20 protein-coding genes are annotated in these 19106 nt (G+C 72.3%); 7 read left to right on the top strand and 13 right to left on the bottom strand.

Annotation, left to right across the window (positions count from 1 at the left end; translation table 11 throughout):
* Positions 1-197: 197 nt before the first annotated feature.
* On the top strand, positions 198-548 hold the full coding sequence (locus tag G6039_RS19310; RefSeq protein WP_029545338.1) for a GNAT family N-acetyltransferase: 351 nt from the start codon (positions 198-200) through the stop codon (positions 546-548).
* A 34-nt stretch (positions 549-582) separates the two neighbouring features.
* Here the strand turns inward: G6039_RS19310 and G6039_RS19315 are convergent, their stop codons facing one another.
* Genes G6039_RS19315 through G6039_RS19325 form a run of 3 tightly spaced genes read right to left on the bottom strand, consistent with a single transcriptional unit; the run spans position 583 to position 2971 of the window.
* Positions 583-1386, bottom strand: a complete 804-nt coding sequence (locus tag G6039_RS19315) for an exodeoxyribonuclease III (protein ID WP_029545336.1) — start codon at positions 1384-1386, stop codon at positions 583-585.
* A 9-nt stretch (positions 1387-1395) separates the two neighbouring features.
* The gene (locus G6039_RS19320; protein WP_029545334.1) at positions 1396-2364 is read right to left on the bottom strand and encodes an N-acetylglutamate synthase, CG3035 family; all 969 of its coding nucleotides are present in this window, start codon (positions 2362-2364) and stop codon (positions 1396-1398) included.
* Positions 2365-2371: 7 nt separating this feature from the next.
* A complete protein-coding gene (locus tag G6039_RS19325) occupies positions 2372-2971 on the bottom strand; it encodes a peptide deformylase (RefSeq protein ID WP_006938238.1) in 600 nt (199 codons plus the stop codon).
* 134 nt (positions 2972-3105) lie between these two features.
* On the opposite strand from G6039_RS19325, the gene G6039_RS19330 reads away from it, so the two are divergent.
* The 5 genes from G6039_RS19330 (at position 3106) to G6039_RS19350 (ending at position 7371) form a co-directional block, all read left to right on the top strand.
* On the top strand, positions 3106-3486 hold the full coding sequence (locus G6039_RS19330) for a DUF3263 domain-containing protein (protein ID WP_029545332.1): 381 nt from the start codon (positions 3106-3108) through the stop codon (positions 3484-3486).
* Between the two features lie 48 nt (positions 3487-3534).
* Entirely contained in the window at positions 3535-4083 is a 549-nt protein-coding gene (locus tag G6039_RS19335; protein WP_006938242.1) for a LytR C-terminal domain-containing protein, read from the top strand.
* Between the two features lie 59 nt (positions 4084-4142).
* The gene (locus G6039_RS19340) at positions 4143-4790 is read left to right on the top strand and encodes a superoxide dismutase family protein (protein ID WP_029545328.1); all 648 of its coding nucleotides are present in this window, start codon (positions 4143-4145) and stop codon (positions 4788-4790) included.
* Between the two features lie 78 nt (positions 4791-4868).
* Positions 4869-5990, top strand: coding sequence for a glutamate--cysteine ligase (locus G6039_RS19345; RefSeq protein ID WP_006932439.1), 1122 nt, complete (start codon positions 4869-4871; stop codon positions 5988-5990).
* A 64-nt stretch (positions 5991-6054) separates the two neighbouring features.
* The gene (locus G6039_RS19350) at positions 6055-7371 is read left to right on the top strand and encodes a phosphatase PAP2 family protein (RefSeq protein ID WP_029545326.1); all 1317 of its coding nucleotides are present in this window, start codon (positions 6055-6057) and stop codon (positions 7369-7371) included.
* Here the strand turns inward: G6039_RS19350 and G6039_RS19355 are convergent.
* The 6 genes from G6039_RS19355 to G6039_RS19380 are packed head-to-tail and all read right to left on the bottom strand — an operon-like array spanning position 7337 to position 13496.
* Positions 7337-7672, bottom strand: coding sequence for a monovalent cation/H(+) antiporter subunit G (locus tag G6039_RS19355; RefSeq protein WP_043803346.1), 336 nt, complete (start codon positions 7670-7672; stop codon positions 7337-7339). The two genes, G6039_RS19350 and G6039_RS19355, sit on opposite strands and share 35 nt — an antisense overlap.
* Positions 7669-7929 carry a monovalent cation/H+ antiporter complex subunit F gene (locus G6039_RS19360; protein WP_006932436.1) on the bottom strand — a complete coding sequence of 87 codons (261 nt, stop codon included), beginning with the start codon at positions 7927-7929 and terminating at the stop codon, positions 7669-7671. Before G6039_RS19360 ends, G6039_RS19355 begins: the two co-directional genes overlap by 4 nt.
* On the bottom strand, positions 7929-8429 hold the full coding sequence (locus G6039_RS19365; protein WP_044475672.1) for a Na+/H+ antiporter subunit E: 501 nt from the start codon (positions 8427-8429) through the stop codon (positions 7929-7931). The genes G6039_RS19360 and G6039_RS19365 overlap by 1 nt, the downstream gene beginning before the upstream one ends.
* 41 nt (positions 8430-8470) lie before the next feature.
* Positions 8471-10057 (bottom strand): Na+/H+ antiporter subunit D, encoded by a 1587-nt coding sequence (locus G6039_RS19370; protein WP_006932434.1) that lies wholly within the window; start codon positions 10055-10057, stop codon positions 8471-8473.
* Entirely contained in the window at positions 10054-10662 is a 609-nt protein-coding gene (locus G6039_RS19375) for a Na(+)/H(+) antiporter subunit C (RefSeq protein ID WP_006932433.1), read from the bottom strand. Before G6039_RS19375 ends, G6039_RS19370 begins: the two co-directional genes overlap by 4 nt.
* On the bottom strand, positions 10659-13496 hold the full coding sequence (locus G6039_RS19380; protein WP_029545324.1) for a Na+/H+ antiporter subunit A: 2838 nt from the start codon (positions 13494-13496) through the stop codon (positions 10659-10661). The genes G6039_RS19375 and G6039_RS19380 overlap by 4 nt, the downstream gene beginning before the upstream one ends.
* 229 nt (positions 13497-13725) lie before the next feature.
* On the opposite strand from G6039_RS19380, the gene G6039_RS19385 reads away from it, so the two are divergent.
* On the top strand, positions 13726-14148 hold the full coding sequence (locus G6039_RS19385; protein ID WP_006932425.1) for an NUDIX hydrolase: 423 nt from the start codon (positions 13726-13728) through the stop codon (positions 14146-14148).
* 11 nt (positions 14149-14159) lie between these two features.
* On the opposite strand, the gene G6039_RS19390 is transcribed toward G6039_RS19385, so the two are convergent.
* The 4 genes from G6039_RS19390 to G6039_RS19405 form a co-directional block, all read right to left on the bottom strand.
* On the bottom strand, positions 14160-15332 hold the full coding sequence (locus tag G6039_RS19390) for a hypothetical protein (RefSeq protein WP_029545322.1): 1173 nt from the start codon (positions 15330-15332) through the stop codon (positions 14160-14162).
* 2 nt (positions 15333-15334) lie between these two features.
* Positions 15335-17515 carry an AAA family ATPase gene (locus G6039_RS19395; protein ID WP_029545319.1) on the bottom strand — a complete coding sequence of 727 codons (2181 nt, stop codon included), beginning with the start codon at positions 17513-17515 and terminating at the stop codon, positions 15335-15337.
* A 21-nt stretch (positions 17516-17536) separates the two neighbouring features.
* The gene (locus G6039_RS19400) at positions 17537-18451 is read right to left on the bottom strand and encodes a CDP-alcohol phosphatidyltransferase family protein (RefSeq protein WP_006932417.1); all 915 of its coding nucleotides are present in this window, start codon (positions 18449-18451) and stop codon (positions 17537-17539) included.
* The coding region (locus G6039_RS19405; protein WP_206531177.1) for a phosphatidylserine decarboxylase at positions 18448-19106 on the bottom strand (659 nt) is incomplete at its 5' end. The genes G6039_RS19400 and G6039_RS19405, both read right to left, overlap by 4 nt.

A 19106-nucleotide genomic window follows, 5' to 3' on the forward strand; every position in this document is an offset into this window, starting at 1 on the left:
GTGCCGGGGGCAGGACGGCACCGCGCGGGGGGTGGCAGGGCAGCACCGTGCCGGGGCAGGGCAGCACCGTGCCGGGGGCAGGGCAGCACCGTGCCGGGGGCAGGGCAGATATTTGCCGCCTACGTCTCGGCGGATACACCCTGCATGCTCTATAGTGGCGTAGGTCACAGTTCGGTTACGGCACCACGGAGGGGATCATGCTCGTCAACTCGCCGCGTACCGAGGTGACCGACAACAAGGATCAGAACCGCTTCGAGCTACGCCTCAACGGGGATCTTGTCGGGATCCTCGGGTATTTCGACACGGATCGTCCCTCGGGCGTGCCCGGGCGCAACCATCCCGTCGTCGATTTCCTGCACACCGTCATCGTCGAGGACTTCGGGCACCGTGGGCTCGCGGGGGTGCTCGTGGGCCACTCCCTGGATCTCGCGCGTCAGCGTGGCTGGCGGGTCCGGCCCGTGTGCACCTACGTGCAACGGTTCCTCACCGCCCACCCCGAGTACCGGGACGTCGTCCTGCCGCTCGAGCCGACCGCCGGCCGTCGCTGACGCGCGGATTCCGCCCCGCCGTGACCGGGTCGCCTCAGTCGGCGAGGTCGACGACGACGGGCGCGTGGTCGCTCGCGCCCTTGCCCTTGCGCTCGTTGCGGTCGATCTCCGCGCCGGAGACCCGCGCCGCGAGCGCGGGGGAGCCGAGGACGAAGTCGATGCGCATGCCCTGGCGCTTCGGGAAGCGCAGCTGGGTGTAGTCCCAGTAGGTGTACACACCCGGGCCCGGGGCGTGCGGGCGCACCACGTCGGTGAAGCCGCCGTCGAGGAAGGCGCGGAACGCCTCCCGCTCCGGCTCCGACGTGTGCGTCCGGCCCTCGAAGAACGCCGGATCCCACACGTCCTCGTCGGTGGGAGCGATGTTCCAGTCACCGACGAGCGCGATCTGCTTCTGCGGGTCGGCGGCGAGCCAGGCCTGTGCGTCGGCCCGCAGCTTCGCCAGCCACTCGAGCTTGTAGACGTAGTGGGGATCGGCCAGCTCACGCCCGTTGGGCACGTACAGGCTCCACACCCGCACGCCGCCGCACGTCGCGCCGATCGCCCGGGCCTCCTGTGCCGGGTCGGCGTCCGGGTCCTTGGTGAACCCGGGCTGGTCCTCGAACCCGACCTGCACGTCGTCGAGACCGATGCGGGAGGCGATGGCGACGCCGTTCCACTGGGAGAGCCCCACGTGTGCCACCCGGTAGCCGAGTTCTTCGAACCGCTCGTACGGGAACTGCTCGTCCTTGCACTTGGTCTCCTGCATGGCGAGCACATCGGTGCCCGTCCGCTGCAGCCAGTCGAGGATCCGGTCGGTACGGGCACGGACGGAGTTCACGTTCCAGGTAGCAAGACGCACGTCCCCACTCTAGGCGAGCGGACCGACAGGTTCCGTGGCGTACCGGTAGCGGTGGTGCTCGACGAATCCGAGCGCCCGGTACAGGCCCCGGGCGGCGGTGTTCCCCGCCGCGACCTGCAGGTATGCGTGGGTGGCGCCGTGGTCGCGACCCCACTGCAGCAGGGCCCCGCACACGAGCGTGCCGAGGCCGTTCCGGCGGTGCGCGGCGGCCACCTCGACGGCGGTCAGGCCCACCCAGCGGCGGCCGTCGGGGGCGTCGGTGACCGCGGCCCGGGCGATCGCCAGGGTCTCCGTGTCGCCGCCGATGCGGCCGAAGCCCAGGACGCCGCCCAGGACGGACTCGACGACCGCCCGGCCTTCGGCAGGCATCGGCGCGCCGCGGTAGCGGTACAGCGACAGCCACCCGGGGTCCGGGCCGGCGCTCACGGTCACGGGGGTGGCGACGCCGGGCAGCGGCACGTTGTCGAGGTCGGCGGCCAGCACCTGCACCTCGTCGCTCGGTGCCCACCCGTGCGGGAGCCGGGCGAGCCGGTCCGGCAGCAGGAGCCGCAGCGGCAGGCCGCGGACCGCGAACCACTCGCGCATCCGGGCGTGCACGTCCGGATCGAGGGGGTCGGCGACCGTGCCCGGGTCGCCGAGCGGGGTGGCGGAATTCGCGCGGCCGGTGAAGCCGGCGCCGGCCCGCAGGAGCCAGCCGTCGATCCAGCCCTGTTCCAGCCCGGGCCAGGCGGCGGCCGCGGCGTTCTCGAGGGCGCGGATCTCACCGGTGCGGATCGGCCGGGCACCGAGGGCCTTGAGCGCGACCACGGCCTCGGGCGCGACCTGCACGAGGCGGCCGCCGGCGGTGCGCACCACCACGGCCGGTTCGAGGGAGACCAGCTCGCCGATCACGTCGGTCATCGGGTGGCTGTAGCCGGCGGGCAGCCGGTAGCGCAGCACCACCCGGGTGCCGACGGGTACGGACTGCTCGGTCGTCACCGGCGCGTCAGTCCTCGTCGTCGTCGTGGCCGAACGGGTCCTCGACCGTCCCGGGCACCCAGCTGAGGCCGGGCACGCCCCACCCCGCCCGCTTGATCGTCTTCTTGGCGGCGCGGGCGTTGCGTCCGATGAGCTTGTCGACGTACAGGTAGCCGTCGAGGTGGCCGACCTCGTGCTGCAGCATCCGGGCGAAGAAGCCGTGGCCCTCGATCTCGATCGGGTTGCCCTCGGCGTCGGTGCCGGTGACCTTCGCCCACTCGGCGCGCCCGGTGGGGAACTGCTCGCCGGGGACCGACAGGCACCCCTCGACGTCGTCGTCGGGGTCGGGCATCGTCTCCGGGATCTCCGACGTCTCGAGCACCGGGTTGATCACCTCGCCGCGGCGGCGGACCACGTTGCCGGCCTCGTCCAGGTCGGGGCAGTCGTAGACGAACAGCCGCAGGTCGACACCGACCTGGTTGGCGGCGAGACCGACGCCGTTCGCCGCATCCATCGTCTCGTACATGTCGGCGATCAGCTGGGCCAGCTCGGCCGGCGACTGGGTGACCGGTTTCGTCGGGTGATGCAGGACGGGGTCACCGACGATCCGGATCGGAAGTATTGCCATGGTGCAAGAGGATAGTGGGCAGGACTCGCCTGTCCGTTGAGCCGGTACCTGTCGTACCACCGTGGTTGAATTGCCCTCGGAAACACCCGGGTCCGATCGGAGCTCGGCGTGATTCGAGGCAGTCGAGGAGTGAGATGGACGGCGCAGCAGCGCAAATCGGTAACGTATCCGAGCAGGTTTCCGACCGGAGCAACCACGCCGAGAACAACCACGCCGAGAACAACCACCCCGCGGCCGGCCCGGACGAGGCCGGCACGGACGGTCTCTCTCGCCGGGAGCGCGACATCCTCGCCTTCGAGCGGCAGTGGTGGAAGTACGCCGGTGCCAAGGAAGAGGCGATCAAGGAACTCTTCGGTCTGTCCGCGACCCGCTACTACCAGGTCCTCAACGCGCTGGTGGACCGGCCGGAGGCGCTGGCGGCCGACCCCATGCTCGTCAAGCGGTTGCGCCGGCTGCGGGCCAGCCGGCAGAAGGCCCGCGCCGCGCGCCGGCTCGGCTTCGAGATCACCAAGTAGTACGAGTACGACGGTGATCCGGCGGGCGCGGCAACTAAGGTCGAGAGCGTGAGCACAACCTCGGAATCGTCGGGTCCGCCGCTGCGAGCGCTCGCGATGGTGCTGATCTCTCTCGCCATCCTGTTCGCCGGCCTCGGTCTCGCCTCGCTCGGAGGCTCCGATTCCGAGAGCCCGGCTCCCGAGCCGACGACCGAGCCCGCGGCCGCGCCGGCGACCACGTCCGCGACGTCGGCGCCGCTCGCCGCGACGTCGGCGAGGACGACCGCCCCCGGTGCGGCTCCGTCGGCCACGACGACGGTCTCCGCCACCACGTCGGCGGGGGCCGCCGCCCCCGTGCGGGTGCTCAACAACAGCAACGTCTCGGGCCTGGCCGCCCAGACGGCCGGCCTGCTCGAGGACGAGGGATTCACCGTCGCGGAGACGGGCAACTACAGCGACGGCGTGATCGAAACCACGTCCGTGTACTACGGCACGGGCCCGGGGGAGCGGCAGACCGCGGAGGCGGTGGCCGAGGCGCTGGGGGTGACGGCCCAGCCGCGCTTCGCCGGGATCCGGGACTCGTCGCCGGGCGTCATCGTCATCGTCACCTCGCCGTGAGGGCTTCCGCCCCCCGGCTATGATCAGGTGACTTTTCGCCACTTCGAAGGAGCGGTTTGATGGCCTCGAGTTCCACCCGTCGCATGTCCTGGCGTGCCCTGGCCCCGATCGTCGCGATCGCTGCGGTGGGCCTGAGCGCGTGCTCGAACAGCGAGGAGCCGAGCGACACCCCCGGCACCACCCCGCCGGTGTGGACGGGTTCCGCGGCGCCGGAGGGCGCCGACGAGGCCCACGGCGGCAGCGCTGTCCCGGGGGAGGCCACGACGGGCGCGGCGGGCGGCACCGGCGGCGCGGAGCACTCCGCCGAGCTGCGGACCCCGGCCGGTGCGGCCGCCGGCACGGTCACCTTCACCGAGGTCGACGGAGGCGTCGAGGCGACCGTCGAGCTCGAGGGCATGCCGGTCGGCTACCGCGGCGTCCACGTCCACGAGGTCGGCAAGTGCGAGACCAACTCCACCGCCCCGACCGGCGGCGAGCCCGGCAACTTCCTGTCCGCGGGCGGGCACCTGCAGGCCGGCGGCAACACCAGCATCCCCGAGAGCGGTGACCTCGGTGCGGTCGTGGTGCGCGAGGGCGGCTCCGGATCGCTGACCGTCACCACCGAGGCGTTCACCCTCGACGACCTGCAGGGCGGGGACGGCACGTCCGTCGTCGTCCACCAGGAAACCGCCGGCGGCGAGCGTCTCGCCTGCGGCGTCGTCTCCTGACGGCCACCTCCCGAAACTCTACTTGCAGGGCCCCGGCGACCGGCGACGGTCGCCGGGGCCCTGTGGTTGGATCGATTCGTGCCTGTACCGTTTCCCGGTTCACCCCGCCCGACTCTCGGCGTCGAGTGGGAGATCGCGCTGGTGGACAAGAAGACGCGCGACCTGTCGAACACCGCCGCAGTCGTCTTCGACGCGGTCGAGCAGCGCGCCGGGCAGACCCCGCGGCTCACCAAGGAGTTCCTCCGCAACACCGTCGAACTCGTCACCGACGTGCACGACACCGTCGCCGAGGCCGTCGACGACCTGGCCGAATCCCTCGACCTGCTGCGCACCGCCGCCGATCCCGCGGGGGTGGATCTGATCTGCGCCGGCACCCATCCGTTCGGGCAGTGGACCGACCAGGTCGTCACCCGGTCCCCGGACTACGACGAGATGATCGAGCGCACCCGCTGGTGGGGCCGGCAGATGCTCATCTGGGGCGTGCACGTCCACGTCGGTGTCTCGTCCGCGGAGAAGGTCATCCCGATCCTCAACGCGCTGCTGGTGAAGTACCCGCACATGCTGGCACTGTCGGCCTCCTCACCGATCTGGGCGGGCGTGGACACCGGCTACGCGAGCAACCGTGCCCTGATGTTCCAGCAGCTGCCGACGGCCGGACTGCCGTACCACTTCGAGAGCTGGGCCCAGTACGAGAGCTTCATCGAGGACCAGCTCAAGTCCGGGGTCATCACGAAGCCGGGCGGCATGCACTGGGACATCCGCCCGTCGCCGCGGTGGGGCACCATCGAGGTCCGGGTCTTCGACGGCATCACCAACAAGGCCGAGCTGGCCGCCCTCGTCGCCCTCGTGCACTCGCTCGTCGTGTACTACGACGAGCGGCTCGAGCGGGGCGAGCAGCTGCCCACCCTGCAGCCGTGGCACGTCAAGGAGAACAAGTGGCGCGCCGCCCGCTACGGCCTCGAGGCCGAGGTGATCCTCGACCCGGTGTGCCACGAGCGCCTCGTCACCGACGACCTGAACGACCTGCTCGAGCAGCTCACTCCCACGGCGGCGCGGCTCGGCTGTGCGGACGAACTCGCCCAGGTGGCGCAGATCCCCGTGCGGGGAGCCTCCTACCAGCGGCAGCGCCGGATCGCGGAGCAGACCGGCGGCGACCTCGTCGCGGTGGTGGACTCGCTGGTGGAGGAACTGCGCGCCTGAACGATCGGCCCCGTTCCCGCACAGTTCACACGCTGTTTACCATGTACCGGTGTCGATCCGAGGGGTGGAGCGCCCGAAGGCGCAGCCGGCGCATGTGCCGCAACTGTTCGTTCCCCTCGCTCTGACCGGCGCGATCCTCGGTGTCCTCGTGGCCGAGGCGGTCGCGCGGTACAGCGGGTTCCCCGGGCCGCTCCCCGGACTCGTCGGCGACGTCGTCGCGATCCCGAAGTCGGCGTCCGTGCCGTGGGCCGGTCTCGCGCTGGCGATGGTGGGCCTGACCGCGCGCCTGCGGTACGTAGCCGTCGGTGCCGCGGTGCTGCTCGACGGGGCGTTCGCGGCCGAGCGGTACCTCACCGGCGGCCCCCTGACAGTGGGGAACGGGCCGACGATCGTGCTCGTGCTGCTGGCCGGATACGCCGCGGTCGCGTTGCAGGGCGGCCCGCGCCGCGGTGCGCTGCGCGGCATCGCGCTCGGGGTGCTGCTGGTGCTCTCGGTCAAGATCGGCGACACGTGGCTCGAACTGACCGCACGGACCCGGCCGGACGTGCTCGACGAGTACGTCCAGCTCGCCGACCACGCCCTGGGCAATCCGTCGTGGCTGGCGGGCCGGGCTCTCGAATGGCTCGGGCCCGGCGTGTACGCGGTGCTGCACTGGGTGTACATCGAGCTGCCCGTCGCGGCGATCGTCGTCGCCGTGTACCAGCTCCGCAACGTCGGCGGCGGCCGCCCCTGGCCCGCACACCACCTGGTGCGCACCTTCCTGCTCATCGGCCTGGTGGGGCCGCTGGTCTACATGCTGTTCCCGGTGGTGGGCCCGATCTTCGCGTTCGGCGACCACGGCGCGGGCTGGCAGGTGGGGACCTTCTGGCCGGCTGCGGTGCCGTGGAATCCCGACCCGCAGCCGATCCCGTTCGACGCGGTCACCCCGCGCAACTGCATGCCGAGCCTGCACACCGCGTGGGCGCTGGCGCTGTTCCTGCACACCCGCGGCGGCCCCGGTTGGCTGCGGCTGCTCGGCACCGGGTGGCTCGGCTGCACCCTCGCCGCCACGCTGGGCTTCGGCTACCACTACGGCGTGGACCTCGTCTCCGGCGCGGTGCTGTGCCTGACGCTCGAGGCCGCGCTGCGCGACCCGGACCGCGGCTGGGGCTGGTTCCGCATCCGCCTCGTCGCGGGCGGCACGGCGGTGCTGGCCGCGCAGCTGGCGGCCTACCGGTACCTGCCGGGTCTCATGGCGGAGCACGCACCGCTCGCCGGGCCCCTCCTGCTCGGTTCGCTGGTGGTGGTGGCGGTGGCCTTCCACGTCACGTTCCATGCGGCCGACGGCGATCGCCGGCCGGATGCGGTCAGCTCCCGTCCGGCGACTGCTCGTCGCCGCTGAGCAGACCGTCGCGGCCGAGCTGCTCCCGGTAGGCGAGCCGGCCCACCCGGTGGGCGATGACGGGAGCGGTCAGCACCATGAACATGCCCGCCAGCGCCAGCATCCAGATGTCGACGTTGCCCCGCAGGATGAGCATCGCGCCGCCGAGCACGAACAGCAGGCCGACCACCTGCGGTTTCGTTGCCGGATGCATGCGCGAGAGGGTGTCGCGGAAGCGCACGATGCCGACCGCTGCGGTGAGGGAGATGACCGAGCCGTTCAGGATGAGGACGTGGCCGACGAGTTCCAGCACGGTGGTCACTGGTCGTCACGCACCCGGAATCGTGCCACCGATACCGAGCCGATGAATCCGACGAGGGCCAGAGCGACGACGGCCGGCACGATCGTCGTATCCCGGCTGTGCACCGCCCACGCGGCGAGCCCGCACATCGCGATGGCCAGCAGTGCGTCGAGGGCGATCAGCCGGTCCAGCGAGGTGGGGCCGGCCAGCACCCGGTAGGTGATGAGCGCGGCCGCGACCACCAGCAGAGCGCCCGAGAGCGCCAGTATCACCGTCATCACGCCTCCTCCCGGACGACCCAGGGGCTGGGCTGCCATTCGTTGTTGCGTTCGAACGTCGAGATCAGCAGGCGTTCGATGCGCCGCGCGGAGCGGTAGAAGTCCGCGACCTTCCGGTCGGTGCCCACATCCAGGACGTGGACGTGGACGATCCGGCGGGCCTGGTCGATCTCGAGGACCATCGTGCCGGGGATGTTGTTCATGATGTCCGCCCACAGGGTGAGCACCAGGTCGGACTTGATGGTGAGCCGGCACCGCAGCACACCGGTCACCGGCGGCGGCGCCGGCCGGATCGCGAGCCACCCGACCGAGACCGTGGACTTCATCGTATCCACGAAGATCACGGCGGCCAGGCGCACGGCGGACAGCACGTGCAGGCGGCCCTCGACGGGCACCCGCGGCAGCGGCAGCATCACTGTGACGATCACCGCGACGGCGATCCCGCCGAGCAGGTTCGCGGCGCTGAAGGTGCCCCACAACAGCACCCACACCAGCGTCATCCAGCCCAGGACGAACAGGCGGAGCAGATTCGACCGGCTCGTCACGGCTGACCTCCCAGCACGGCTTCGATGTAGACGGACCGATCCCGCAGGTTCTCGGCGGCACGGTCGCTGATGTCGACGAGCGGGCCGGCGAACACGGTCAGGGCCAGGCCGACGACGACGAGACCGATCGTCGGAACCAGCATCGCCGGGGGCATGCGCCCGACGTCGGCCCGGTCCGAGAAGGCGACCTCCATCCCGGATTCGTCGATCAGCGCGGACGGGGCGGCGTCGGCGAGGCCGCCCTCGGGGGCGTCGGCGCGGGCCCGCCAGAAGGCCTTGGTCCACACCCGGGCGACGACGTACAGGGTGAGGAGGCTCGTGACGGTGCCGCCCGCAACCAGCACCCACGCCAGGACGGATCCGTCGGCGGCGCCGGCCTGCAGCAGGGCCACCTTCCCGATGAACCCGGAGAACGGGGGGATGCCCCCGAGGTTCAGCGCCGGGACGAGGAACGCGATCGCGAGGACCGGGCTGGCGAGGGCGAGTCCGCCGAGCCGCCGCAGCGACGCCGAGCCGGCCTGCCGCTCGATCAGGCCGACCACGAGGAACAGCGTCGTCTGGACCAGGATGTGATGGGCGACGTAGTACACGGCGCCGGACAACCCCGCCTGCGTCGAGAGGGCGATCCCGAACACCATGTAGCCGATGTGGCTGACGAGGGTGAACGACAGCAGGCGCTTGATGTCGTTCTGGGCGATGGCGCCGAGGATGCCGATCACCATCGTCAGCAGGCCGGCCACCAGGAGCACGTTGTCGAGCTCGCCGCCCGGGAACAGCAGCGTGTGCGCCCGGATGATGGCATAGACGCCGACCTTCGTGAGCAGGCCGGCGAACACGGCGGTGACCGGCGCCGGGGCGGTGGGGTACGAGTCCGGCAGCCACGTCGACAGCGGGAACACCGCCGCCTTGATGCCGAACGCGACGAGGAGCACGCCGAAGATCGCGGCGCGGGTGCCCTCCGGCACGTCGTCCATCCGCACCGCCATCTGCGCCAGGTTCAGGGTGCCGGTGGCGGCGTACGCGAACCCCATGCCGGCCAGGAAGATCAGCGACGAGACCATCGAGACCATCACGTAGGAGACGCCGGCGCGGACCCGGTCCGCGCTCGCCCCCAGGGTGAGCAGCACGAACGACGCCGCGAGCAGCACCTCGAACCCGACGAAGAGGTTGAACAGGTCGCCGGCGAGGAATGCGTTGCACACGCCCGCGGTCAGTGCCAGGTACGTCGGCAGGAAGATCGACACGGGCTGCTGGTCGTTGCCGTCGTGGATGCCCTGTCCGACCGCGTACAGCATGACGGCGAGCAGCACGATCGCCGACACCACCAGCATCAGCGCCGCGAGCCGGTCGACCACCAGGGAGATCCCGATGGGGGAGTCCCATCCGCCGACCTGCACGACCGCGATGCCGTCCCGGTCGGCGAGGTACAGCAGCAGGCCCGACACCACCAGCACGGCGACGAGCGCAACGAGGGTCACGGCCCGCTGAGCGCGGGGCCGGCGCCCGAGGATCAGCGTCGCGGCCGCCGCCAGCATCGGGATGAGGACGGGCAGCGGGGTCAGCGCCGTCGCGGACAGGATCATCGGGTCCTTCCTCCCCGGGACGGTGCGTCGTCCCCGCGGGCCGTCTCACCGTCGCTGTAGGCCGAATCCGTCTCGTCGTCGAAGTCGCCGTCGTGCAGGTCCTCGTAGGATTCGAGGTCCTCCAGGTTGACGAGTTCCTCCAGGGGGATCGGGTTGCCGGCCGCGTCGAACGCGTCGCCGCTGCGGCTCGGCAGGCCGGTGAGCGGATCGTCCGAACGGTCGCGGTCGGGGGCCTCGGCGGGCGAGCGCCGCTGCGACACCTTGGTGTCCTCGGGGTCGTTCTCGACCTCGTCGCGGGCACTGAGCGTGAACGACCGGTACGTGAGCGCCAGCACGAAGCCGGCCACGCCCATGGTGATGACGATCGCCGTGAGGATCATCGCCTGTGCCAGCGGGTCGGCCATGTTCTCGTGCAGGTCGTTGCGGGCACCGACCACGGGCGGGCCGCCGGCCGGCCCGGCGAGGGTGAGGATCAGCAGGTTGATGCCGTTGCCGATCAGCAGCAACCCCAGCAGCATCTTGATGATGCTGCGCTCGAGCAGCAGGTACACCCCGGAGGCGACCAGCACCCCGACCAGAGCGAGCATGGTCAGATTCGCGCTCATCGCTTCTCACCCACGATCTCCGCATCGAGACGCGCGCCGAGACTGCGGAGCACGTCGAGTACCAAGCCGACGACGATCAGATACACCCCCAGGTCGAAGAACAGTGCAGTGACGAGCTTGATGTCGCCGAGCAGCGGCAGAGTCATCTCGACGGTCGCCGACGACAGCGGCGGCGCACCGAGGAACAGGGAGACCAGGGCGGTCCCCGCCGAGAACGTCAGACCCAGGCCGAGGATCTTGCCCGCGTCGATGGGCACCGCCTCGCCGAGCTCGTAACGGCCACCGGCCAGATATCTCAGCACCAGCGCAAGCCCCGCGATCAGGCCGCCGGCGAAGCCGCCGCCGGGCGCGTTGTGCCCGGCGAAGAAGAAGTAGACCGACAGCACCATCATCGTCGGGAACACCAGGCGGGTCGTGACCTCGAGGACCAGCGAGCGGTGCCGCGGGTCGATGAGGTCCCCGCCGCGCAGCCACGTCGTCTCGGTGCTCGACGACATCGCGTCGAGCTGCGCCGCGGGGGCGTCCGAGACGCGCGGCGCCGAACCGAAGCGGCGGGTGCGGAACACCAGGCTCGCCACACCCGTCGCCGCGACGAGCAGCACGGAGATCTCCCCGAGGGTGTCCCACGCCCGGATGTCGACGAGCAGCACGTTGACCACGTTCTTGCCGTTGCCGAGTTCGTAGGCCGCCTCCGGCAGCAGCAGCGCGATCGGGTCGGCGGTGCGGGCGTTCGTGGCGAACACCCCGATCGTCGTGACCGCGACGCCGACGGCGATGCCGAGCAGGGCGCGCGGCAGCTTCCGGCCCACCACGTGTTCGGGACGGGACTCGGCGGGGAGCTTGCGCAGCACCAGCACGAAGATGACGAGGGTCAGCGTTTCGACGAGGAACTGCGTGAGCGCGAGGTCCGGGGCGCCCTGCAGGGCGAACAGGAATCCGCACCCGTAGCCGGTCAGGCCCACGAGCAGCACGCCGGCGAGGCGGTTGCGCATCACCGTCGCGGCCAGGGCGCCGCACATGATGATGGCCGCCGCCGCGAACTGGACGGACGAGTCCCACCACCGCACCGCCATGTCCCGCTCGGGGCCGAACACCAGCAGCAGCGTGGTGGGCAGCACCACCAGGGTGACCAGGATGATGCCCTGGGTCAGCGGCAGCGAGCCCCGCTGGGTGGAACCGGTCAGCCGTATCGACACGGTGTCCATGAAGCGCAGCGTCGCGTCGTACATGCGGTCGGCGTTGCCGAACAGCTGACGCTCGAACTTCACGCGGGAGATCGCGCGGTGGGCGAAGTACAGCGCGGTGCCACCGGCCACGACGACGGCGGTCAGCACGAGGGGGAGGCCGACGCCGTGCCACAGCGCGAGGTGGTAGGGCTTGTCCAGGGTGCTGGGCAGCGTGTCCGCGTAGGGGGACAGCAGCGTGTCGAGCCACGGCGCCGCGAGTCCGGCGGCCAACCCGCCGAAGGCCAGGACGGTCGGGGAGAACAGCAGCAGCGGGCCGGCGGCGTGGAAGTTCTGCACGGCCGGACTCGGGCGCTTGAGCTGCTTGCGTCCGAAGGCGCCCCACACGAACCGGATGCTGTACGCCAGGGTGAGGATCGACCCGGCGACGATCGCGGTGAGTACCGCGATCCGGGCCCACGGGCTCAGCAGGGTCGTCACCTGCACGGCCTCGAGGGCGGCCTCCTTGCCGACGAACCCGATGAACACGGGCAGGCCGCCCATGCTCATCGCGGCGACGGCCGCGACGGCCGCGAGGAACGGCGCCCGCTTCCCGAGGTGCGCGAGCTTGCGGATGTCGCGGGTGCCGGCGCCGTGGTCGACGATGCCGACCACCATGAACAGGCAGGCCTTGAACATCGCATGGGCCACGACCATGGCCATGCCGGCCAGCGCCGCCTCCCGGCTGCCGATCCCCACCAGGGCGATGAGGAAACCGAGCTGGCTGACGGTGCCGAACGCCAGGATCAGCTTCAGGTCGAAGGCCCGGAACGCGCGCCAGCCGGCGAGCAGCATCGACGCCAGGCCGAGGGTGACGACGATGGGCCGCCACGGCGCCGCATCGGCGAACGCCGGAGCCAGCCGCGCCACCAGATAGATGCCCGCCTTCACCATCGCGGCGGCGTGCAGGTACGCGGAGACGGGGGTCGGGGCTGCCATCGCGCCGGGCAGCCAGAAGTGCAGCGGCACCACCGCGGACTTCGACAGGGCGCCGACCAGCACCAGGGCGACGCCCACCCCGGCCAGCCAGCCGCTCGGGGCGGCCGCGATCACGTCGGAGAGGTTGTAGCTGCCCACCAGCTGCCCGAGCACGATGATGCCGACGAGCATCGCGAGGCCACCCGCGGTGGTGACGAGCAGGGCCTGGGTGGCGGCGCGGCGGCTCGACGCCCGCTCCGCGTAGTGGCCGACCAGCAGGAACGACAGCACGGTGGTCAGTTCCCAGAACGTGTAGAGGACCAGCATGTTGTCGCTGGTCACCAGGCCGAACATGGCGCCGGCGAAGGCGACCATCTCGGCGGCGAAGATCCCCAGGCGGGGCTCGTCGTCGGTGAAGTACCGGGCGCAGTAGAGCAGGATGAGCGCGCCGATGCCCAGCACCAGCGCCGACATGATCGCCGCGAGGGAGTCGAAGCGCATGTCGATGTTCATCGACAGGCCCGGCGCCCACGCGATGTGCAGCGTGCGTTCCGTGCCCCAGTTGCCGATCACCCAGCCGAGGCTCGCCAGTGGCACGAGCGCCAGCGGTAGGAACGCATTTCTCCCCATGACTCTGACCAGAGGCGGCGCAACGAGAGCGGCGACCGCGTGGGCGATGAGTATGGCGAGCAAAGGCACTCCGTCGGGGTCGGGCCTGGCGGCGGGGTGTAACAGGCTTGCAAGTGTTGTGCAGCACCCACAGGGGGCGATGCCCGAGCCGCGCGGACCCGGGAAATCCCGATGCACGTGCTGCTCTGCAAATGGACAAATCGGATTCGGTGTCAGCTTACCGGCAGCATTCGCACGGTTGCGAATCGGCCGCCGACGCTCCGATGTCCGATTCCCATCGTAGAGTGCCCCCATGCCCGAGACCGGACCGATCCGTACCGCCGCGCTCGCGTACGTCCGCGACGGACGCCTGTTGCAGACCCGTTCCGCCGGCAAGACCGCCTTCTACATGGCGGGCGGCAAGATCGATCCCGGCGAGACCCCCGAGCAGGCCCTGCACCGGGAGATCCGCGAGGAACTCGGCGTCGGCCTCGTCGACGGCACCGTCGCCGAGGTCGGGATCTTCGAGGCCGAGGCCTTCGGCCATCCGGTCGGCACTCGCCTGCACATGACCTGCTTCACGGCCGAGCTGGCCGGGGAACCGCGCCCGGCGGCGGAGATCGCCGAACTCGGCTGGTTCACCGTCGCCGAGTACGCTGCCCTGCCCGAGGTCGCGCCGGGTTCGATGCTGGTGTTCGAGCACCTGCACGCCCTCGGTCTCGTCCGGGCCGAGTGAGACCGGCCACGTCAGCTCCGGCAGCGCCACGCGCATACCGCGCCCGTCGCCGCCAGCGCACCGGTGAGCAGCCGCGGGTCGGCGGGTAGCGCCCAGACCGCGGCCACCGTGGCGGCCGCGACCGGCAGCACCAGGCCCATCGCGGCGATCGGTGCCGCACCCGGCAGCGCCGCCCCCAGCGCCAGGCCGGTGCCCGCGGCGACCAGCGCCACGCGCACCAGCAACTGCGGGCCGTCCGCCGCGGTGTCGGGCCACAGCGCCGCGGTCAGCGTGACGACCAGGGCCACCCCCAGGCCCAGCTCGACCCGCGGGACCCGCCACGCGAGCGCGGCTCCCGCCGCGACCGCCAGCACCCCGGCCGCGGGAACCCACGCGGACACCTCCCTCCCGGCCAGGTCGTCGACCAGCGGGTACGCCGCGGCCGTCGCCCCGATCGCGGCGACGGGGAACCGGCCGTCTGCGAAGGGCAGGAAACGGCCGACGGCCTCCGCACCGAGCACCGTCGCGGCGAGCACGGCCGCGGCGGCCAGCCACATCCACGCCGCAGCCGAGGTGGCCTGCTCGCCCACCCAGCCGGCGAGCACGTGCATGCCGACGGTCAGCGCCGCCGTCGCCCCGACCGCGACGATCGGCAGCCGCGCCTCCGGCCGCTGCACCCGGGCCCCGGCCCCCGCGACGAATGCGGCGAGCACCACGGCCCCGGCTGCGACGGCGAGCGGCCACTGCAGCGGCGACGGCAGCGCCGACGACTGCAGGGACGTCCCCATCGGGCCGGCGAGCAGGAACACCGCCCACGCCCCGACGACCACCGCCCACTGCCCGATCGGTTCGCCCCACGCCGCGGCGACCGCCGCCCCGAGCAGGATCCCGGCGGCTCCCGCACTGATCAGGGGCAGCACGGTGAGGGTGTCGGGGTCGGCGGCAGGTACCGCGAACCGCACCGTCCCCAGCACCACCGTGCAGCCGGCCGCCAGCAACCACGCCGTACGGCGCGACCCCGAGCGTTGCAGGCCCGCGACCGCCAGCACCGCCGCCACCGCGAACACGATCGGCCCGGTGGCGCTGCCCGTCGCGGCGGGGAGCGCCACCCCGTCCACCGCTACGGCGAAGCCGGCGAGGGCGCCCGCGCACAACGCCGCGAGACCCGCGACCGGCTCGTCCAACCGCACCGTCGCCGCCGGCATCGTCAGCGCCCCTCGGCGTAGGCCCGCAGGTGTTCGACCTGCGCGGCCTCCAGCGACGGGCGCACCGCCTTCCGCGCCGCCGCGACGTCGTCGGCGGTGACGGCCGCGGCGTCGACGCTGCGGCGCATCGCCGCGAGCGCGGCCTCCCGCAGGAGCGCCGAGCAGTCCGCCGCGGAGTAGCCGTCGAGGTCCGCGGCGAGGGCGCCGAGGTCCACATCGTTGGCCAGCGGCACCGACTTGCCCGCGGTGCGCAGGATCGCGGCGCGCGCCTCGGCGTCCGGCGGCGGCACGAACACCAGCCGCTCGAGCCGGCCGGGGCGCAGCAGGGCCGGATCGATCAGGTCGGGCCGGTTGGTGGCGCCGAGCACCACGACGTCGCGCAGCGGTTCGACCCCGTCGAGTTCGGTGAGCAGGGCGGCCACCACCCGGTCGGTGACGCCGGAGTCGGAGCTCTGCCCGCGGCGCGGGGCGAGCGCGTCGATCTCGTCGAGGAACACCAGCGCCGGTGCGGAGTTGCGGGCCCGCTGGAACAGCTCCCGCACAGCCTTCTCCGAGGCGCCCACCCATTTGTCCATCAGCTCGGCGCCCTTGACGGCGTGCACGCTCAGCTGTCCCGAGCTGGCCAGCGCGCGCACCAGGAAGGTCTTGCCGCAACCCGGTGGCCCGTAGAGCAGTACACCGCGCGGCGGCTCGACGCCGAGGCGGGCGAACGAGTCGGGGTGGTGCAACGGCCACAGCACCGCCTCCGTGAGCGACTGTTTGGTGTCGACCATGTCGCCGACGTCGTCGAGGGTGACGCTGCCGATGGCCAGCTCCTCGGTGCCCGATCGCGACAGCGGGCGGATCACCTCGAGCGCACCGAGCAGGTCATCCTGAGTGAGCCTCGGCTCGGTGTCGTCGCGGCTCGCCCGCGCCGCCGCCCGCAGCGCCGCCTCCCGGCACAGGGCGGCCAGGTCGGCGACGACGAAGCCGGGCGCGCGGGCGGCGACGGCGTCGAGCGAGAGGGTGTCGGTGGGCACCCGGCGCAGCAGCACGTCGAGCAGGGCGCGACGGGTGGCGCCGTCGGGCAGGGGCAGGGCCAGTTCCCGGTCGCAGATCTCGGGGGAGCGGACCCGCGAGTCCACCTCGGTGGGGTGCGCCGTGGTCGCGACGAGCGCGACCCCGACGGTGTCGACGGCGCGGCGCAGCTGGTCGAGGATCAGCGCCGACACCGGTTCGGGGTCGGCGGGCAGCAGGGCGTCGATGTCGGTGACGAGCAGGACCCCGCCGGGGGCCAGGTCGGCGACGGCGGTGGTCACGCGGCGCAGCCGATCGTCGGCGGCAGTGGCGCCCACGCTCGGCCCGTCGAGCTCGACGACGCGACGGCCGGCGAGGACTGCGCGGGCGAGGGTGGCCTTGCCGACGCCGGCGGGCCCGGTGATCAGCACTCCGAGGTGGGGGGAGGCGCCGAGGGTGCGCAGCAGTTCGGGCTCGTCGAGGGCCAGCTTCAGCCACTCGGTGAGCCTGCCGGCCTGGGTCTGCACGCCGACCAGGTCCTCCACCGGTGGTGGCGGCGGTGCGGGGATCGCGGGCCGGGCCGACGGGGCGGCGGCCGGGCGGGGGCCGGCGACGGCCCGCCCGGCCGGGGTGGTGCCCCAGCTCACCGCGGTGTTCGGTTGCACGCTCACCGGTGCGGCGGGGTCGACGGCGGTGACGGTGAGCAGTTCCGTGGTCCAGGCGATCCCGAACGTGCGGGACAGGGTGCGCGTGGTGGGGGCGGTGCTCGTGCCCGGTCCGAGATCGCGGGGCAGCAGCGAGACCGCGTCGCCGACGGTGAGGACCTTGCCCAGCAGTGCCTGGCGCAGGGTGACGTCGTCGATCGTGTGGGTGGCGAGTGCCGATCCGGTGACCGCGACCGTGCGGGCGCCGTGGACGACGACCGGGCCGACGAGGACGGTGGCGTCCTCGCGCAGCCCCACGTTGGAGAGCGTCACGTCGTCGAGCAGGATCGTGCCGGTCGGCGTGCCGGCGGGGGCGAGGCCGGCGACGGCCGCGGTGCGGCGCCCCCCGATCAGCGCGATCGCGTCCCATTCGCGCAGGCCCAGCGCGGTGAGCACCTCCGGGTGCACGCGGACGACGCCGCGGCGCGCATCGGCCGCGGAGGTGTTGAGGCGGACGGTCAACGCGAGTTCGGGGCTGCTCACCCCGCCGAGCCTAGAGCGTCGTCAGCGTCCGCGGGGGCGGCGCAGACCGAGTCGCGCGGCGGACTGCCGGGGCTGCGGGGCGCGCCGGATCGCGACCCGCCGTGGCCTGAGGGCGCGGTGCTCGGCGCGCAGGGCGCGCCGCTCGGACGGCTTGATGTTCCATGTCTCCGGCCGCGCCGCCACCCAGCGCTTGGAGCGGATCGCGAACGGGATGTGCGCCAGGTACAGGCCGATGAGGACGAGCATGAGCACGTACGGGTAGGTGACCAGCGCGGCCGCCGCGACCGCCACGAGTACCAGGAGGATCACCGCGTAGCGGGGCGGCACGGACACCGACTTCATCGCCAGGGTCGGTATCTGACTGACGACGAGGGCGGCGGTGAGCAGCGTCCAGGCGGCCACGACGGGGTAGGAGTCCCACCAGCCCTCACCCCACTGGATGTGCGCGGCGACCGGCGCCAGGGCGACGAGGGCGCCGGCGGGGGACGGCACGCCGACGAAGTACTCGCGGGCGTACGCGGGCACCGTGTCGTCCTCGAGCAGGGTGTTGAACCGGGCGAGGCGCAGGACGATGCTGACCGCGTACAGCAGGGAGATGATCCAGCCGAACGGGCTGCCGTCCAGCAGCGTCACGTACAGCACGAGGGCCGGGGCCACGCCGAACGCCACCGCGTCGGACAGCGAGTCCAGCTCGGCGCCGATCTTGGTCGTGGCGTCCAGCAGGCGGGCGATGCGCCCGTCGAGGGAGTCCAGCACCGCTGCCGCGCCGATCATGCCGAGGGCGGTGCCCAGCTGGCCGTCGAGGGCGAACTTCACCGCGGACAGGCCGGCGGAGAGCGCGAGGATCGTGATGACACTCGGCAGCAGCCGCACGGCCTGCGGGCGACCGCGGCGTTTGCGTTCCGGGGCTGCCGGGGAGGCGGCGGACGGGCTCACGGCAGCTGGGCGATGACGGTCTCGGCGCCGATCGTCTTCTGCCCGCGTTCGACGAGGAGGGTGCTGCCCGGGGGCAGGTAGGTGTCGACACGGGAACCGAAGCGGATCAGGCCGTAGGTGTCGCCGATCGGCAGCGTGTCGCCCGCCTTCGCGTCGCACACGATGCGGCGGGCGAGCAGCCCGGCGATCTGGACGACGGCCACGTCGGCGCCGTCGCGGGTCTCGAGGAGCATGCTGTTGCGTTCGTTGACCTCGCTGGCATCGGCGAGGTCGGCCGAGAGGAACTGCCCGGGGCGGTGCACGACCTTGGTGACGGTGCCGCCGACGGGGCTGCGCTGGACGTGCACGTCGAGCACGGACAGGAAGATGCTCACCCGCGGCCGCGGCTCGGTGCCCATCTCGAGTTCGGCGGGCGGCACCGCGGTGTCGACGAGGGCCACCTCGCCGTCCGCCGGGGCCACGACGACGCCGACCCGGTTGGGCGGCACCCGGTGGGGGTGGCGGAAGAATCCTGCGGTGGCGGCGGCCGAGACGAGGCCGGCGCGACGGACCCACTTGCGGTTGCGGCCGAGCGCCGCGACGGCGAGCGGGGCGGCGACGAAGGGGATGCCTGCCGGGTGGAGCGGTGGAATCGTCTTGCGGACCAGTTCGAGAA

The sequence above is a fragment of the Rhodococcus aetherivorans genome (genome assembly GCF_011058165.1).
Taxonomy (GTDB): domain Bacteria; phylum Actinomycetota; class Actinomycetes; order Mycobacteriales; family Mycobacteriaceae; genus Rhodococcus; species Rhodococcus aetherivorans.

Coding starts and splice junctions, on each gene's coding strand:
- G6039_RS19375 (WP_006932433.1), bottom strand. CDS start 10,662: ATGAGCGCGAATCTGACCATGCTCGCTCTGGTCGGGGTGCTGGTCGCC.
- G6039_RS19330 (WP_029545332.1), top strand. CDS start 3,106: ATGGACGGCGCAGCAGCGCAAATCGGTAACGTATCCGAGCAGGTTTCC.
- G6039_RS19390 (WP_029545322.1), bottom strand. CDS start 15,332: ATGCCGGCGGCGACGGTGCGGTTGGACGAGCCGGTCGCGGGTCTCGCG.
- G6039_RS19340 (WP_029545328.1), top strand. CDS start 4,143: ATGGCCTCGAGTTCCACCCGTCGCATGTCCTGGCGTGCCCTGGCCCCG.
- G6039_RS19365 (WP_044475672.1), bottom strand. CDS start 8,429: ATGACGCTGGTGTGGGTGCTGTTGTGGGGCACCTTCAGCGCCGCGAAC.
- G6039_RS19360 (WP_006932436.1), bottom strand. CDS start 7,929: ATGACGGTGATACTGGCGCTCTCGGGCGCTCTGCTGGTGGTCGCGGCC.
- G6039_RS19310 (WP_029545338.1), top strand. CDS start 198: ATGCTCGTCAACTCGCCGCGTACCGAGGTGACCGACAACAAGGATCAG.
- G6039_RS19385 (WP_006932425.1), top strand. CDS start 13,726: ATGCCCGAGACCGGACCGATCCGTACCGCCGCGCTCGCGTACGTCCGC.
- G6039_RS19370 (WP_006932434.1), bottom strand. CDS start 10,057: ATGATCCTGTCCGCGACGGCGCTGACCCCGCTGCCCGTCCTCATCCCG.
- G6039_RS19325 (WP_006938238.1), bottom strand. CDS start 2,971: ATGGCAATACTTCCGATCCGGATCGTCGGTGACCCCGTCCTGCATCAC.